Source organism: Mesotoga sp. H07.pep.5.3 (assembly GCF_002752615.1).
Lineage (GTDB): Bacteria > Thermotogota > Thermotogae > Petrotogales > Kosmotogaceae > Mesotoga > Mesotoga prima.
Window position 1 is genome coordinate 1 of record NZ_AYTV01000001.1, and the last position, 16,833, is coordinate 16,833.

Sequence of the window (16,833 nt, forward strand, 5' to 3'; positions counted from 1 at the left end):
TCGCATCTCCAAGGCCCAAAAGACTTATCGTGGCTTCTACGACAATTGCGCCCGGTACGTTGAGGGCCATTGAAGCGAAGGCGTAGGGGATAAGCAGAGGAACCATATGTTTGAAGATTATTCTCGTATTGGAGGCTCCAAGAGCCCTGGAGGCCTCAATATAAGTCTCTTCCTTGATCTGGAGTCCCATGCTCCTGACGGTCTTCACCGGTCCTACCCAGTAGAAGATGCACATTATTCCAATCATCACCCAGATATTTGGCTTAAAGACAGCGCTCATTACAATGAGTACGGGAAGCATGGGAACGCTTATGAATATCTCGAATATACGTTGCATTAAAGAATCCTTCCAGCCTCCAACATAAGCACTGATGACACCGTAAACGACACCTATGGAAACCGAAACAAGAGCCGTAAGGAGCCCGATCAGCATGGCCCATTTCACTCCAGCTATTACTCCACTCCAGATATCTCTCTTCGAGTTGTCCGTTCCCAGAATTCCATGCACTCTGCCCGCAATGCTGATAAAGACATTGTCGATCCTCTCGTCTGGCTTTTGCAGTAGAAGTGTTACTTTGAGTCTGTATGTTCCAACGAGCGGCTCAGGATTTCTGAATATTCCCTCCTGGGCTTTCGAGAACAACACATCGGTAGTCTTGATTGTTTGGAGAGGGACTCCTTCAGAAGGGGAGTATTTCTTGCCGAAATTCATCGCCGATGTTTGGGCCGATCTATCGATTGAGACCCTGGCATCTTGACTTGGAGAGGTTTCAAGCTGTTTTCTGTACAGATCAACTGAAAGGCCGTCAGGTCTTTCGATAGAGATAACCACAGTTGGCTTGCCAACTCCAGAAGCATGAAAGACGACATCCGAGGGAGCAACAGACGCGGAGTAATCATATTCAAAAACATACTCCTGTATTCTCATTGCACCGGCAAGGGTTTCAGAGAAGGTATATTTCTCGATAGTCTCCGATATCGCGCGCTTCTTTGAGGTAAAAAGATTGATCCACGAAGGAGGTGCACTGGAAGGAAGATCCTGCCAATAGGTAATATCTCTCCACTTCTCGTTGACTTCGGGATATGGTACGATGATCGGTTCAAAGATTAGGATGCAGATAAATACTACGAGAAATATGAGACCAATCATTCCCGACCTAACCTTTCTGAATTCCTTCCAGAAATCGCTTGCCGATCTTCTTAAATCACTCATAGTCATTGTTTACCACCTACCTTGATTCTCGGATCAAGTAGGCCATAAATGAGATCTAGAAGGACGAGACCACAGATATATAAGCCGGTAGTTATCGCGAGGTTTCCCATAAGAACTGGAACATCATTCTGCTGCAAAGCTATCCAGTAAAGGTTTCCCATTCCTGGCCAGGAGAAAATTCCCTCGTAGACAATGTTTCCTCCAACAGAAGCCAGCAATGCTAGCAGAGACATTGTAACAATCGGCGGTGCAGAAGTTCTCATAGTATGTCCGTAGAGAACCTTCCTTTCAGGGATGCCTCTTGCTCTTGCTGCCATTATATAGTCTTCCTGAAGTACTCCGAGAACGATGTTTCTGGTAAGAAAGGCCCTTCCCCAGAAACCGATAACAACAAGCGTAAGTACTGGGAGCGCGAGGTGGTACAGGAGATCGAAGAAGTACGAAATTCCCTCTGGTGGAGGAGTCGAGTGTAGTCCACCGGAGGGAAAGATCTTTACTCCATAGGCGAAGAACATGATCATAATCATTCCCAGCCACCACGACGGCATACCGAAGACCACCATGGTTCCAACTGAAGTGCTTTTGTCCAGTAATCCTCCGGCCTTTTGTGCCTTTTTCAGTCCCAGAAGAAGGCCGAGAACAATGTCCACCAACATTGCAACAGAGAAGAGAAGAATGGTCTTCGGTATAGCTTCTGAAACGACATCCCATACGCTTCTGCTTCCATTGGAGGATCTAATGATTGTTGAATTACCAAGATTCAAAGTGAGGGTGTCCCAGGTTCGCCAGAGAATTCTTTCAGCTACCGGTCTTGTTAGGCGGTACAGTGAGTACAGATCGTTTCTTCGATTAACAACGTAGTCTTCCAGCTGACTCTCGTTCAGACTGGTCATGCGCATAGTCTCTCCTCTGATCTGTTCTTCAATTTGCGCTCTTAGGGTCTGTTCCATTACCGTATTGAACAGAGCAGAGAAAATGAAAACCAAGATCGCGTACATAAGTATCCCATAGAGCACTCTCTTAATTGCATACTTCCAGTACATAATTCACCTCGATCAACAAGCAAAATTCTGTTCGATCTCTATTGGGATTCAAGAACGTGTATTTCTCAAAAACAAATGACGAGTAGAAAGAACATGTTATCCTTATTACGTTTAGGTGCTTTCATGGCCGAAAAGATCTCGCCTTAAGAGAAAAATTCATTGGTGTTGTGAATCGATTGAAAACACAATGATCAGAGGTAAATCACACCCACAACACAACATAAACAATGATGACAAATCGTTCTGCCGACAAATGCAAACAGATATGATGGATTACGGTATATAACAATTATATACTCACTGTTAAATAATCAGTTGTGTTGCACGGTATAGTTCAAGAGACTAAGGGAGGAAAAGTCATGCAGCTTTCTTCATTTGGCGAGGGAACAATTAAGCATTTCACATGGCTGAATGAGCCGAAGCGGTGGGAATTGCAGGATGGTAACCTGATAGTGGAATCAGAAGAATCTACCGATTTCTGGCAGAGAACGCATTACGGATTTAGAAGCGACAACGGCCATTTTCTTTTTGTTCCATTAATGGAAGATTTCTCGTTTGTCCTTGGCGCGAAGTTCTTTCCGGTCAATCAATACGATCAGGCCGGAGTCATGGTAAGGGTCTCACCTTCCTGCTGGTTGAAGAGCTCTATTGAGTTTGAAGGAAGTGCCCCATCCAAACTAGGTGCCGTTGTTACTAACTCTGGCTATTCAGACTGGTCGACTCAAGATGTATCTTGCGAAACAAGGAGCCTAAGAGTTAAAGTCGACAGAAAGGGGTCTGACTACTCAGTTTTTGCTTGGCAGGATGAGTGGGTTCAACTCCGGCTGGCAAGACTAATAGAAGACGACTGCAAACTTCCGGTTATGGTGGGGGCTTATTGCTGTAGTCCAAGAGGAAGTGGCTACAGAGTAGTCTTCGATGAAATCTCTTTGAACTGCAGATAGCCCTCTCGAAGGATATCAAGGAGATCCGAGATTGATCCGGTAATTTAGCCTTCTCCGCCGGAAGTGTGGTCATCTATTTTTGATCGGGCGACATTTCTTGACCAGATTCTTCAGTTATTACCAAGCCTATTTTGAAGGCATCAACCTGTTCCCTTCTTTTTTCGCCTTCAAAATAGAGAAATTCAAGCATAGAATCTCCTGAGTCTGTGGGTTTTAATCGAAACACTGAATACCTTACACCCATATACTCTACTTCAGTGATGTCACCAACAGGTTCTACTGCCGAATATGAAGAAAGTTGCCATTCGCAATCTTCTTCGTTGCCTTTCTTCAATCTAACCAAAACCGTTTGATCGATCCTTATTGAAATCGTTCTTCCATAGTCGGAATCCTGAATAAAAACATATTCCCTAACGGGTTCTGCAACGACTATTGTAGCCTCAAAGGTTCTCTCGGGAGCGACATCTTCCCACAGACTGCCATAATCAAACCTAAGTCTAGCCTGCCCGTAATTCATACCCTCAAAGTAGTAGGTCTGTTCAACTTTCCCGGCTGAATACAGTGATGGTTCCGTAATTTTCACTTCATTTTCTCTTGGCTGTCGGAGTACTTCAGGAGTGGTGGCAGAGATACGCCATCTTAATCCGGAATCAATAGGGGAATCGAGAATAACCTCTATCGGTTCATTGAGACCGACTACAACAGTTTTTCCTGCATCTGAAGAATCAATAATTACCGGATCTATGTTGGGCTTTTCTACATTAATAGAAAATGAAGAGGTCCTTATTGAAGTTTCCTCCCACAATGAACCAAAGGAAAACTCAATGGAAGACTTCCCAGATCCAACTACCCGGAAATCGAAGACGTCGCGTCCACCGCCTGATTCCTTAAACTCTTCGTAGTATGGATCCGAAATCGGTCTTATGGAGTTTTCGTCAAAACTCTTGACTTTCCAGAAGTATCCTGCACCTCGATTTGAAGGAAGCTTCACGGAAAAATCATCTCCAACGTGAAGTTCGTGAACTTTTCCAAGATCTTCCCACCCGAATACCATATCTCCTGGAACTTCCGACATGTCATCAAAATTCATTTCCTGTTGTCCTTGATGACTAAAGTTTTCTTCGGCTCTTTGAAGGAAATCTTCCACAATGGTTTTGAAGGCTTTCTTCTCTTCAAGCATAGGTAGATGTCCGCTGTTCATGAAGGTTACAAATTCGATATTTGGAGACCCCTCTTGAAACGTTAAGAGATTCTTGACGCCGGGAAAGCTGTTTAATCCAGAGCAGATAAGAATCGGTACGTTAATGTCTAAAAGTCCTGAGGAAAAATCATGTCCTCTAAGAATTCCACTTATGAAGGTAGGGGTTTCTCCCCAAAACAGGTTATAGATTTCCTCGTTTATAATATCTCTGGAAAGTACCGGCTTCAGTTCAGATGTGGGACCATCCCCAAACAAATAATGGAACTTGTCGAAACTCTGAGACGATTCACCATCGGCTAGATCGAATAATGCGGAATCGATTGCAGGGAGGTTCAATCTTGGATTTATCATTACGAGACTGAGCAGTCCTTCGGGATTTGTAAGGGCAAATCCAACGGCGATTGCTGATCCAAATCCATGGCCAAGAAGATGAAAAGAGTCTATTTCGAGCGAAAAGATAAGCGAAGCGAGTTCAGCAACAAAGTATTGAAAATCAATAGCTATATCCGAGTGATTCTTTGAACTCCCACTTTCAAGCTGATCGTATCTCAAAGTCTTCCTTCCACTGAGTATTCCTTTCATGTAAGAACTGCTGAAGCCTGGACCGTCGCCTATCAGGATAACCACTTCTCCATCGGCTTCTTCGACTTCATAATGGATTTCGTTTCCGCTAAATAGAATCTGCCCTTCATAAGCTAGACAGATCGCTGAAAAAGCTAATATTATGATCACAAAGAAAGTACGCAAATAAGACACTCTCCTGCCACAAAACAGATGTAAGAACGCTCCTTTTAATGAACTCGCGATTTCGAAAAGTCCGTCTATGGATCTTATTGGTTGCTTGAATTCACAGCATTGAGTTCCCAAAGAATAATAGGCGGAGCTTTCCCTAGTGAACATGCAACCATACACACATTGTCGATTTTCCCCTGTTATTCCAGGCGTAGTATGGAACAAGAGAAAATCTAACATTGTTGCCCTTGTTCTTCACTGATCCAAGGGGGTTGTATAGCTTCTTTTCCCATCCATCCAGATCAAAGGCGACTCCCTTCCCACTAAGAATTACTGGGTTTCCTGGCAGTGCATCACTCTGTGTGACTTCGAAGTTCTTTCTTGAAGGTACTGACAAGGTTCTTACATCGAAATCCGGGTTGTCAACACCTTCTGCACAGTAAACGAGAGGCCCCCTTTGGACCGAGACTTTGTCGGTGTTTTCCCTAAGAAGAGGGTTGGCGGTCATCAATCGAATGCGCATCGGAAGGGCCAGATATACTTCAGTCTTTCCCTTCCAGTTGCCTTCCAGCCGCACAAATCCCTTCTCTGGACGGAGTTTTTGTTTTACGCCATCGACCTGCACTTCGAATTCTCCTTCGGTCCATTCAGGAATTCTTAGGAGAATAGAGAGCTCAGTATCCAGATCAGTAGCAATAGTTAACTGCACCTCTTCAGAGTGTGGATAAGAAGTTTTCTGAATAATGGAGACTTCTCCGTCTCTAAAAGGAATTGTAGCTTTGCTCTCTTCGTAGAAATTGACCCTGATTTCGTTCAGAGTTGTTCCATAGATATAACCTCCGAAAGAGGTCAGCAATCTAGCGATGTTTGAAGGACAGCACGCGCATTCAAACCATTCCTCTCGCTCGCGTTTACCTGCGTCTTCCAGAGGATTGACATAGAAGTAGCGTTTACCGTCAAGCGAAATTCCCGACAACACTCCATTATAGAAAGACTGCTCGAATAGGTCCAGGTATTTGGCATCACCAGATATCATATACATGCGCCAGTTCCAGAAGACATTTCCAACTGCAGCACATGTTTCCGCATAAGCTCTTCTGCTGGGTAATTCGAACTCTTCTCCAAAGGATTCTCCCTCGTATCTTGAGCCGGCGCCACCAGTAACGTACATCTTCCTTGCTGTGAGATCGATCCAGAGTCTTTCAAGGACTGCCAGCAGGGTCTCGTCTCCAGTTTCAAGAAATACGTCTGCCGCGCCCGCCAGTAAGTACAGCATCCTAACCGCATGACCGGTAAGCTCTTTTAGTTCTCTGAACGGTACATGATCTATGTGATACTCATCGCCACCAACATAACCTCTACCGCGATTGTCGATAAGCTTCTGAGCAAATTTCAAATAGTCGCGATTGCCTGTTTCTCTGTGTAGTTCGATCATTGCCATCTCTAACTCAGGATGGCCTGTGGTCACTTTGCAGTCGTCATCTCTAAAGCTGTCAAGAATATTGTCGGCAGCACTTACGCAAACCTTGAACAGCGTCTCGTCACCAGAGGCTCTCTTGTTGGCTATACCTGCCTGGATAAGATGGCCCGCACAGTAGAGTTCGTGCATGTTCTTCAAATCTTTCCATCTTTCCGCCGCCTTCTGGCCAACAAAGTAAGTGTTGATATAACCGTCACCGCTTATATCCTGTGCCTTTTCTATAAGAGTTATCAAAGACTCAATTCTGGCACGAATTTCGGGGTCCTCGTTATATGAAAGAGAGTAAGACGCCGCCTCTATCCACTTATAAACATCGGAATCATTGAAAAACCAGCCGGTGAAGCTCCCTTCCATACTCCCTGCTGCCTTTCGAAAGTTGTCTATTCTTCCAGTTGACTCCAGATACTCGTATTGCATAGGCAAACTGGTAGACTTCATGAGTCCCTGATATCTTCCGACAAACCCCTGTAGTTCCACTTTCTCGATAGCCAGGGGCCTTACTTGCGCTCTTGGTGACCGTGACGTGTCATTCACGAATGTCACTGTTCTCACCTCCAAAGAAGATCCTCTCTTGTCAAGAGTAGCAGAAAACGGTCACACTTTTGTATCCTTAGATAAGGAGGTATTTTGCCATGTTCGAGAAAATAGACTACTGGGTTTCAGCTGCGAGCTATTCAGATAGAAATGGTACATGGTTACTTGAGGCAGCGCTGATTCACCCGAATATTGGAGAGTCTCACGACTATGGGGAAGAATGGACGCGAGAAGAAATAATCGATAAGTGCGACGTATTTGTGTTTTGCCTTATAACAAAAGACGCGAAGGGAAACTGGAAGAGAGGAGAGCAACTTAGAAAGATTGAAACTGACAAGGGAGTTTTCATAAGAGTCGACGGGTTGGAAAAAACGGGGGATTACCTTGGAGACATTCCATTTATTGAGGAGATTGAATGACTCTCTTGAATTAGGTCTCATCCTAACTTGAGCCATTAAGAAGATCCAAATGTCTTAAGTTTTATGTTGGTCAGAAGTGATCGATATTTCTCCAAATGAAAGGGGTTCCTTTGCAGCTTCTTCTGACGATACACACTGTGATATTATTAAGATTATTACAACATCTTATATTAATTGATTTCTTAGTTGCGGACAAAAATACGGTTTGGGGGTTCTCATGAAAGCCAAGTTTGCTTTGATTCTTTATGTTTTGTTTATTTTTGCGAACGCTTGCGGAGTAGGTTCTATAAGATACCTGGTTAGGCCGGGCGATAGACTGTTCAACATCATCAGAGACTATAATCTGAGAATCAGTACAGTGCTCGACCTGAATTGCATCGCCAATCCTCGTCAGCTTGAACCTGGGGAATTCATAAATCTTCCAACTGGAGACGGTTTCTTTTATGAAGTTCAGTATGGTGATTCAATCGACTTCATCGCGAAGCTTTTCTTTGCTCTTGCCGAAGAAATCATGGCTGCAAATGATTTGAAATGTACCTCGGTAATCTATCCCGGGCAAAGGCTGTTTATCCCGCTTGAATCAATAAATGTCTGCGGAAGTATTAATCCTGGTACGCAGTTTACCTGGCCGGTATATGGAAAGATCTCTTCGGAATTTGGTTGGCGAAAGGATCCCTTTACCGGAGTTTCTACCTTTCATTCCGGAATAGATATTGCAGTTCAAAAAGATGCGCCCGTTTTTGCCTCCAAGGATGGAATGGTAATGGAGGCGCAGGAAAGCGGTGGGTATGGACTGAACATAATAATCCAACATTATGACGGCAGCAAAACAAGATATTCACACCTGAATCATATCAGTGTATATGTTGGTCAGAGAGTGCTGAGGGGAGAGTTAATCGGTAGAGTGGGAGAAACCGGGAGAGCTACGGGACCTCATCTGCATTTCGAGATTATCGATTCCAATGATCAATGCAGGAATCCAAGAAGTTATCTTACAGGTATAAACTACATGTATGTTAGAAGAGAAGCAGATAGCCTTGGCGTTGGGGGTAGATAGAATTACAAACACAGTATACGTTGAATCAAACTCTTTTGATCCCTGGTTGAATCTTGCCATTGAAGAGTACCTTTTGAATTCGTACGCCCGCGACAGCAGCGTGCTGTATCTGTGGCAGAACGAAAATACGGTGGTAATCGGCAGAAATCAGAATGCGTGGCAGGAATGCAGACTCGACAATCTTGAAAGGGATGGTGGGAGACTGGCAAGAAGATTGTCTGGCGGTGGGGCTGTCTATCATGATCTTGGAAACCTCAACTTTACGTTTCTCATGCCGAGAAAGGAATACAACCTCCACAGGCAACTTTCTGTAATTGTAGATGCTGTAAAGGAACTAGGAATTGAAGCACATTTCAGTGGTAGAAACGATATTTTGGCGGGCGGAAAGAAGTTCTCAGGAAATGCTTTCTATCATGGGCAATTTGCCTCCTATCACCATGGAACAATTTTGATAGACGTAGACACCGGAAAGCTTTCCGAATATCTAAATGTCTCAAAGGAAAAGATCGAATCCAAGGGAGTTAAATCAGTTGTGTCGAGAGTTGTCAATCTCAAGGAAATGAAACCGGATTTAACCATTGACACAATGAAAAAGGCAATGTATAGAGGTTTCATTGAGGAGTACGGCCAGATAGTCAGTGTTCTAGACTTTGAAAGGGTAATTGAGTCGGAAGATATTGGAGACCTTTATGAGAAATATTCTTCAAAGGAATGGCTTTTGGGGAGAAATCCTGAATTCAATTTCAGAGCAAGCAAAAGGTTTCAGTGGGGAGGTATTGAACTCCTGTTTACATCCAGAAAGGGAAAAATCGTGGATGTGACAGTATATTCTGATTCAATGGATGTAGATTTCATTGAGGAACTGAGACGTGGGCTTAAGAATATTGAATTCTCCAGATCAAGTATTTTAAAAGCTCTTAACAACCTTCCTAGATACATCGAACGGGATGACATCATTAACTGGCTTGGGATAACTGACTTCATTTAATCCGTCAGCTTAGAGACCACATATCTCATCCGATCAAAATAATCATCTGGAGTCTATTTATGACCAAATTTGTGTTCTAGAACACTGCAAACTATTAGAATCGGTCGGTTTTCTGCACGTGGGTTTTATAACCCAGTGCGAAGAAAAATAAGTATTTTGTTCGAGATAGATGACTTCAAATGATCTATTCAACTCATTTACTATTGACTGCCAGCAGCAATAATCTGAAAAATCTTCATAAGCCGATAATAATCGTTTTCATTTTTGCGAACTGAGAGAAATCTCTGTGAAAGCAGGGAAAAGATGTTCTATAATGTAACTGATGACAAGCAAAATTTCCTCTTTTTCTATGTTTTACTAGATAGATCAAAAATAATTCGAGGACTACAGGAGGTTTAGAATGGCACGAGTAATGAAAACTATGGACGGTAATACTGCTGCCGCCCATGTTGCTTACGCATTCACGGAGGTTGCGGCGATTTATCCCATTACTCCTTCATCATCCATGGCCGAGCTTGCAGACGCTTGGGCGGCAAATGGAAGGAAAAACATTTTCGGGCGACCAGTTGATGTAATAGAAATGCAATCGGAAGGCGGAGCAGCCGGAGCGGTCCACGGATCACTTGTAGCAGGGGCCCTAACAACTACATTTACTGCATCACAGGGGTTGTTGCTGATGATTCCCAACATGTATAAAATTGCAGGAGAGCTTTTGCCAGGGGTTTTTCACGTCAGCGCAAGGGCTATAGCGGCTCACGCCCTTTCGATTTTTGGTGACCATTCAGATGTGATGGCGACAAGACAGACGGGATTTGCGTTGCTTGCTTCTGGAAGTGTCCAGGAAGTAATGGATCTCGGATCCGTTGCTCACCTGTCGGCAATCAAATCCAGAATCCCATTCCTTCATTTCTTCGATGGATTCAGAACTTCGAGCGAAATTCAGAAGATCGAAGTTATGGACTATGATGATCTCAAAGAACTTGTCGATTATAAGGCGCTTAAGGAATTCAGAGACAGGGCCCTCAATCCAGAGCATCCCAAAACAATGGGAACGGCCCAGAATCCCGATATCTTCTTCCAGGCGAAGGAAGCTTCGAACAGATTCTATGATGCAGTTCCAGAAATCGTAGCCGATTACATGAAGGAGATTTCGAAGATAACAGGCAGGGAGTACAAGCCTTTCGTCTACTATGGTGATCCAGAAGCGGAACACGTAATTGTCGCGATGGGTTCAGTTACCGATACAATCGAGGAGACAGTCGACTACCTAATGAAAAAGGGTGAGAAGGTCGGTGTAATAAAGGTACACCTCTACAGACCATTCTCTGCAAAACACTTCTTTGAGGTTCTTCCAAATTCAGTCAAGAGGATTTCTACTCTAGACAGAACAAAAGAGCCGGGCTCTCTTGGGGAACCTCTATACGAAGATGTGAAGACTCTCTTCTATGGGGATAAGAATGCTCCAGAAGTCTATGGCGGCAGATACGGACTGGGTTCAAAGGATACCACACCTTCTCAGATTAAAGCTGTCTATGACAATCTTAAGCTTTCGACACCAAAGGACCACTTTACGATAGGTATAGTCGATGATGTCACCAATACTTCTCTCGAGATAAAGGAGAAGATCAATACCGCTCCAGAAGGTACTATTCGTTGCAAGTTCTGGGGACTTGGTTCCGACGGTACGGTGGGAGCTAACAAGGACGCGATAAAGATAATCGGTGATCACACCGACATGTATGCCCAGGGATATTTCGCTTATGATTCAAAGAAGTCCGGTGGAGTAACCATATCGCATCTTAGATTCGGCAAGAAGCCGATAAAGTCGACCTACCTGATCGATGAAGCCGATTATGTTGCCTGCCACAAGCAGTCATATGTGAATCAGTACGAGTTGTTGGAAGGACTTAAGAAGGGTGGAACGTTTGTCCTTAACACCAGCTGGGATTCTGAAGAGCTTGACAGGAATCTTCCCGGTAACATGAAAAAGTACCTTGCAGACAACAATATTAATTTCTACACGATCGATGCCACGAAAATTGCCATGGAGATCGGTCTTGGAACGAGAATCAATACGATAATGCAATCTGCCTTCTTCAAGCTGGCTAATGTAATACCTATAGAAGAAGCTATCAAGTATCTGAAAGAAGCAATAGTCAAGTCTTATGGTACCAAAGGCGAAAAAGTGGTACAGATGAACTACAAAGCAGTTGATAGTGGAATAGATGCGTTGAAGAAAATAGATATTCCGGAATCATGGGCAAAGGCACAAGATGAGAAAAAGGAAGAAGACTCCGAAAGACCTGAATTTGTGAGGAAAGTTGCAGATGTTATGAACAGACAGCAGGGAGACAAACTTCCTGTTTCTGCTTTCTTGGGAAGGGAGAACGGAGAATTTCCCAATGGAACGGCTGCATTCGAAAAACGCGGTATTGCTGTACTGATACCTGAATGGCAGCCCGACAACTGCATTCAGTGCAATCAGTGTTCTCTTGTCTGTCCACACGCAGCGATCAGGCCCTTCCTCATAAACGAAGAAGAAGAAAAGAAGGCTCCCGTTGCCTTTGAATCAATTAAAGCACTCGGAGGGAAGTCTTTCGAAGGACTGAAGTACAGGATTCAGGTTTCCCCTCTTGACTGTACAGGTTGTGGAAACTGCGCAGATATTTGTCCGGCTCCGAAAAATGCTCTCTTAATGAAACCACTTGAATCGCAGGTTGAGAAAGAGGTCCCAAATTGGGAATTCTCTACTACCATTTCTGAGAAAAAGGATGTCATGAACGTCGAAACATTGAAGGGTAGTCAATTCTCCAAACCTCTCCTGGAATTTTCCGGGGCATGTGCGGGATGTGGCGAGACCCCTTATGCACAGTTAGTAACACAACTCTTCGGTGACAGAATGCTTATAGCCAACGCGACGGGATGTTCTTCTATCTGGGGAGCCTCGGCTCCTTCGACTCCTTATTGTATGAACGGCGAAGGCAAGGGACCTGCATGGGCGAATTCACTGTTTGAAGACAACGCTGAGTACGGATTCGGTATGGCTATGGCAGTCAACCACGGTAGAAACAAGCTTGCAAAGATTATGGAAGAGCTCTTAGAACAAGACATTCCGGAAGATATGAAGGAACCATTCGAGGCCTGGCTGAAAGGTAAGGATGATGCTAAGGCTTCAAAGGCGGCCACAATGGGCATCCTCAATGCAATTTCAAAGGGTTGTAAAAATGAAAGGGCAAGTACGCTCTTGAAGGAAATTGAGGAGAGAAAGGATCTCTTGATTAAGAAATCTGTATGGATCTTTGGTGGAGATGGATGGGGCTACGACATAGGTTACGGCGGTCTCGATCACGTACTTGCGTCCGGAGAGGATGTAAACGTTCTCCTCTTTGATACCGAAGTCTACTCCAATACCGGTGGTCAGTCTTCGAAGTCCACTCCGACAGGTGCGGTAGCGAAGTTTGCTGCTTCGGGAAAGAAGACTAAGAAGAAGGATCTTGGTAGAATGGCAATGACCTATGGATACATCTATGTAGCACAAGTTGCTATGGGTGCAGACAAGAATCAAGTTGTCAAGGCCATTATAGAAGCTGAGAAATATCCTGGGCCATCTCTGATCATTGCATATTCTCCCTGTATAAACCACGGTATCAAGATTGGAATGGGTAAGACTCAAGAGCAGGAGAAGAGAGCGGTAGCTTCAGGTTACTGGCATCTTTACAGATACAATCCTCTCTTGAAAGAACAGGGCAAGAATCCCTTCATTCTCGATTCAAAGGAACCGAAAGAATCATTTATCGATTTCTTGATGAGCGAGGTTAGATACAGCGCTCTGAAATCAACCTTCCCGGACATCGCCGATGAGTTGTTCAAAAAGGCCGAAAGTGATGCTAAGGAGAGATACGAGATTTATAGAAAGCTTGCCTCTGAATAGAGGATTCTAAATGGGCGGGTGGTGATAAGCCACCCGTTTCTTGCAAAACGCACTAGCCATGTGTGCTCAGATTTACTGAAGGAGGTTTCAAATGAACGCAATTGATTATGCATTGAAACTAGAAAAAGACGGTAAGGCTTACTACACTAAACAGGCCCAGTGTTCGGAGGACATTCAGCTTAAGAAATTGTTTGAAATGCTCGCAAATGATGAACAGAGGCATTATGAGATCATAAGTGGATTCAAAGACAAGAATTACAAGTACAAAGGCACATATACTTTCAAGACCACTAGAAATATGTTTTCCGAAATGCTCATTGATAAGAAATGCTTTGAGATTGATGCTACGAATCTTGAAGCTTATGAGCACGCAGTTGAAATGGAAAAAGAAAGTGTTAAGCTTTATCTTGATCAGGCAAAGCAAACAAGTGAACCATCCGAAAAAGAGATATTATTGAAGCTGGCTGCGGAGGAAAACAAACACCAGATAATTCTAGAGAATCTCATGGATTTTGTTAGAAAGGGCCTCGATTGGACCGAATCCCCTGAATTCAGCCATTTGGAAGAATGGGATAAGTTTACGGACCTAGACAAGTACTGATTTGGTTTTACTTCAAATATAAGGAAAGACCGGGACATCGTCCCGGTCTCCTTAACTCAGGGGTAATCCATGTCGCCTTCGTTTGTCTTACATTTTAAAGGGGTTGTGCCTGTGGTTTCTCTGGTCTCTGATAATCAGACTTGATACCCGAGAAAAAGGTTCAGTCTGTAAGAAGTTTTTCAGCTGTTTGAAGATCCTCAGGAGTGTTGACCCCCAGAAATTCCTCTTTGTCGCTTGTTGAAAATCCGCATACAGACTTGTTGTCCGACAATGCCAAAGCAACAATATCTGCAATGTAAATTTCTCCAGTCTCCTTGTTTGGCACAAGCTGACCGATGTACTCCTGAACAATCTCTTTTTTGATGATTATCGGACCGATGTAAAACTCCCAGGGAGGTGGGAAGTCAGGGATCTTTCTTTCTTCGAAGGAGACGACTTTACCATTTTCATTTCTCTCGACCAGTGCATAGGGAAACTTTTCCTGGGTGATTCCAGAGAGAAAAGTAATATCACAGTCACCGTTCCTGTGAAGCTCTACCAGAGATTTCAAAGATCCCTTTGCGATAAGAACAAGATCAGAGTACATCACTAGAATGTCTGAGTTGTCTGGGATCAGGTGAAGGCTCCTCTTCAAAGCGTCGGCGGTTCCTTTGGGTGAGTTCTGATAAGCTAAAAGAGTATTTTCATCGAGCACTTCTCTGAATTCCTTTTCAAAGTCCGGATTAATTACAACAATTGAGCATTTGCTTTCACAAAAAGCCGAAACCTTGTTCAAGACGTGAATTATCATGGGTTTTCCCTTTATTTTTACTAATGGCTTGGGAACCTCAGACTTCAATCTCTTGCCTTTTCCGGCGGCGAGAATCACGGGAACTAACACTATAATCCCTCCTTCCTAATTATGATAACACTTCCATCTTGTGATGAATATTTGCGTCCTTTTTCTTTGTAAGGGTTTTGCCATGTGTTATGTCTAGAATTCTCTTTGAGTCGGCCTTGCATTAATTCTATGAAAGAGATTCTATTAATTCAATGATGACATCACTGAAAAAAGTGGCGGACTTAGGCGACCCATTACTAATTAGGAAAGGTTATAATCTTAACTTAAGGGAGGTTGAGGTTTGGTGGAGTATCTGGATTTGTCCTTAAGATTGTTTTGTGCTCTCGTTGCAGGAGCGCTTATAGGTGCCACAAGGGAAAGGATCTATAAACCTGCCGGTCTCAGAACTCACTCTTTGATATGTGTTGGAGCCGCCTTTATAACTGTCCTCTCAACAACTGTGTTTGTCACCGCCGAGCATGGTGATCCGGGAAGAGTAGCGGCACAGATTGTCTCGGGCATAGGATTCCTTGGAGCTGGAACAATTCTCAAGAAAGGTTTTTCAGTCAAAGGCTTGACCACGGCCGCGACACTCTGGGTAACGGCTGCTGTCGGGATGGGTTTCGGCAGCGGGGAATACTTGCTCTCAACAGTAGTGACGGCCTTCGCGTTGCTTATAGTTCTTTTCCTTAAAAGGATTGAGTTGTTTATCGGAGGGAGAAATCTTCCCAGAGTTTTGATAGTTGCTGAAAACAGTCAGGAAACGTCTACAAAGGTCTCCGAATGGTTCAAGGACAATGGATTGACGGTTGAGTCAATGGAAATTGAAGAGGACGATGAAGTCCTTAGTCTTCTAATTGAGTTAAGCAGAGGAGATGCCTTAAAGGTAAAAAACATTATGGTGGGTCTTTCCACACTGAAGGGTGTCAAGAGCGCAGAGCTTCGATGACTTCTATTTTCTTCGACAGATATGGTCTATCCAGAGTTCCTTACCTCCTATCGAAAAAGATGTAATCGTTCCCTGGAGATTAAGTACTCCTCCAGGACCGCTTACGATTGTTAGGTTTACGGTGACCCCGCCGATTACCTTACCGTTGATGTCTAAGAAGTCCTGGACATTTTCGAGAATGCCATTTATCTCCACATTGATGTTGCCTCCATATTCACCGTAGTAGAGAATCACAGCGGATGGGTTTACCGGGAACTTGAAGGAAACGGTGATGTTTTTCAGGTTGACGTCCTTTCCAGAATGACCTGCCAACCCGCCGTTGGTAACAGTCAACACACCGTTGGGAGTTGAAGTGCCATTTGACCATACGAATGGCTTCATATCCATTCGCGTTGTTTGCTCAAAGAGGATCTTGCCATTGTAGTACTTTGTCCCAATCCGGAGCCGTTGGCGCGGCGATTGACTGTACTCTAAGAGATAGACCAGAGCCTATTCATCATGATTTTCGAAACAGTGAGAAGAAGTTTTCCGGACAGACTGATAATGGCAGACATTTCTAGTGTGGAAAATGTACGCGTGATTGCGAGGCTCAAGCCGGGGAATATTGCGACTACACTTTCGTGGTACACCACAGATAATTCACAAAGACTGAAGCCAGATATTGACCTTGTCACTATGCTTGTCAAAGAATTCGACTTCCCGGTGATGCCGAAGGGAACTACTGGGAGCCAAACCGGATGATCATGGCGTTTGAGGCAGGAGCTTCTTCAGTTAGTCTAGGGAGTGTAATCACTAGACCTCAGCTCATCACCAAGAGATTCAATGATTGCCTGGAAACATTGAAGAAGAACAGTGATTTCAGAGAGAGTGATGGCCTTGAAATTTCTAGATAAAGACCTGATCGCTGTTGGTGCAGGAACA

Annotated in this window: 13 protein-coding genes and 1 pseudogene; 8 read left to right on the top strand and 6 right to left on the bottom strand. The window is 44.0% G+C overall.

Annotated elements, in window-relative coordinates; translation table 11 throughout:
• The coding region (locus V513_RS00005) for an ABC transporter permease (RefSeq protein ID WP_257211827.1) at positions 1–1,213 on the bottom strand (1,213 nt) is incomplete at its 3' end.
• Positions 1,214–1,215: 2 nt separating this feature from the next.
• Positions 1,216–2,256, bottom strand: coding sequence for an ABC transporter permease (locus V513_RS00010; protein ID WP_099771164.1), 1,041 nt, complete (start codon positions 2,254–2,256; stop codon positions 1,216–1,218).
• Between the two features lie 359 nt (positions 2,257–2,615).
• Here V513_RS00010 and V513_RS00015 point away from each other — a divergent pair, with 359 nt between their 5' ends.
• On the top strand, positions 2,616–3,200 hold the full coding sequence (locus V513_RS00015; protein WP_099771165.1) for a DUF1349 domain-containing protein: 585 nt from the start codon (positions 2,616–2,618) through the stop codon (positions 3,198–3,200).
• A 73-nt stretch (positions 3,201–3,273) separates the two neighbouring features.
• On the opposite strand, the gene V513_RS00020 is transcribed toward V513_RS00015, so the two are convergent.
• Complete coding sequence (locus V513_RS00020) at positions 3,274–5,148, bottom strand: alpha/beta fold hydrolase (RefSeq protein WP_099771166.1); 1,875 nt, start codon at positions 5,146–5,148, stop codon at positions 3,274–3,276.
• Positions 5,149–5,290: 142 nt separating this feature from the next.
• Positions 5,291–7,156 (bottom strand): glycoside hydrolase family 127 protein, encoded by a 1,866-nt coding sequence (locus V513_RS00025; RefSeq protein ID WP_099771167.1) that lies wholly within the window; start codon positions 7,154–7,156, stop codon positions 5,291–5,293.
• Positions 7,157–7,245: 89 nt separating this feature from the next.
• Between V513_RS00025 and V513_RS00030 the strand changes: the two genes are divergently transcribed.
• The 5 genes from V513_RS00030 (at position 7,246) to V513_RS00050 (ending at position 14,143) form a co-directional block, all read left to right on the top strand.
• Positions 7,246–7,566 (top strand): hypothetical protein, encoded by a 321-nt coding sequence (locus tag V513_RS00030; RefSeq protein WP_099771168.1) that lies wholly within the window; start codon positions 7,246–7,248, stop codon positions 7,564–7,566.
• 217 nt (positions 7,567–7,783) lie between these two features.
• Complete coding sequence (locus V513_RS00035) at positions 7,784–8,623, top strand: M23 family metallopeptidase (RefSeq protein WP_099771169.1); 840 nt, start codon at positions 7,784–7,786, stop codon at positions 8,621–8,623.
• A complete protein-coding gene (locus V513_RS00040; protein WP_099771298.1) occupies positions 8,604–9,611 on the top strand; it encodes a lipoate--protein ligase in 1,008 nt (335 codons plus the stop codon). The genes V513_RS00035 and V513_RS00040 overlap by 20 nt, the downstream gene beginning before the upstream one ends.
• Positions 9,612–10,011: 400 nt before the next feature.
• Positions 10,012–13,542 (top strand): pyruvate:ferredoxin (flavodoxin) oxidoreductase, encoded by a 3,531-nt coding sequence (gene nifJ, locus V513_RS00045; protein ID WP_006488153.1) that lies wholly within the window; start codon positions 10,012–10,014, stop codon positions 13,540–13,542.
• 91 nt (positions 13,543–13,633) lie between these two features.
• Complete coding sequence (locus V513_RS00050) at positions 13,634–14,143, top strand: ferritin family protein (RefSeq protein ID WP_014731395.1); 510 nt, start codon at positions 13,634–13,636, stop codon at positions 14,141–14,143.
• A gap of 160 nt (positions 14,144–14,303) precedes the next feature.
• Here the strand turns inward: V513_RS00050 and V513_RS00055 are convergent, their stop codons facing one another.
• The gene (locus V513_RS00055; RefSeq protein ID WP_099771170.1) at positions 14,304–15,023 is read right to left on the bottom strand and encodes a sugar phosphate nucleotidyltransferase; all 720 of its coding nucleotides are present in this window, start codon (positions 15,021–15,023) and stop codon (positions 14,304–14,306) included.
• Between the two features lie 244 nt (positions 15,024–15,267).
• Between V513_RS00055 and V513_RS00060 the strand changes: the two genes are divergently transcribed.
• The gene (locus tag V513_RS00060; RefSeq protein WP_099771299.1) at positions 15,268–15,912 is read left to right on the top strand and encodes an MgtC/SapB family protein; all 645 of its coding nucleotides are present in this window, start codon (positions 15,268–15,270) and stop codon (positions 15,910–15,912) included.
• Between the two features lie 3 nt (positions 15,913–15,915).
• Here V513_RS00060 and V513_RS00065 read toward each other — a convergent pair whose 3' ends face one another.
• A complete protein-coding gene (locus tag V513_RS00065; RefSeq protein WP_257211828.1) occupies positions 15,916–16,293 on the bottom strand; it encodes a hypothetical protein in 378 nt (125 codons plus the stop codon).
• 162 nt (positions 16,294–16,455) lie between these two features.
• Between V513_RS00065 and V513_RS14030 the strand changes: the two are divergent.
• Positions 16,456–16,805: pseudogene (locus tag V513_RS14030) on the top strand (hypothetical protein).
• Positions 16,806–16,833: the final 28 nt, after the last annotated feature.

What these genes read in the sequence shown, in the direction of transcription:
- nifJ (WP_006488153.1), top strand. Translation starts at nt 10,012, where the DNA reads ATGGCACGAGTAATGAAAACTATGGACGGTAATACTGCTGCCGCCCAT.
- V513_RS00030 (WP_099771168.1), top strand. Translation starts at nt 7,246, where the DNA reads ATGTTCGAGAAAATAGACTACTGGGTTTCAGCTGCGAGCTATTCAGAT.
- V513_RS00015 (WP_099771165.1), top strand. Translation starts at nt 2,616, where the DNA reads ATGCAGCTTTCTTCATTTGGCGAGGGAACAATTAAGCATTTCACATGG.
- V513_RS00035 (WP_099771169.1), top strand. Translation starts at nt 7,784, where the DNA reads ATGAAAGCCAAGTTTGCTTTGATTCTTTATGTTTTGTTTATTTTTGCG.
- V513_RS00065 (WP_257211828.1), bottom strand. Translation starts at nt 16,293, where the DNA reads ATGAAGCCATTCGTATGGTCAAATGGCACTTCAACTCCCAACGGTGTG.
- V513_RS00050 (WP_014731395.1), top strand. Translation starts at nt 13,634, where the DNA reads ATGAACGCAATTGATTATGCATTGAAACTAGAAAAAGACGGTAAGGCT.
- V513_RS00010 (WP_099771164.1), bottom strand. Translation starts at nt 2,256, where the DNA reads ATGTACTGGAAGTATGCAATTAAGAGAGTGCTCTATGGGATACTTATG.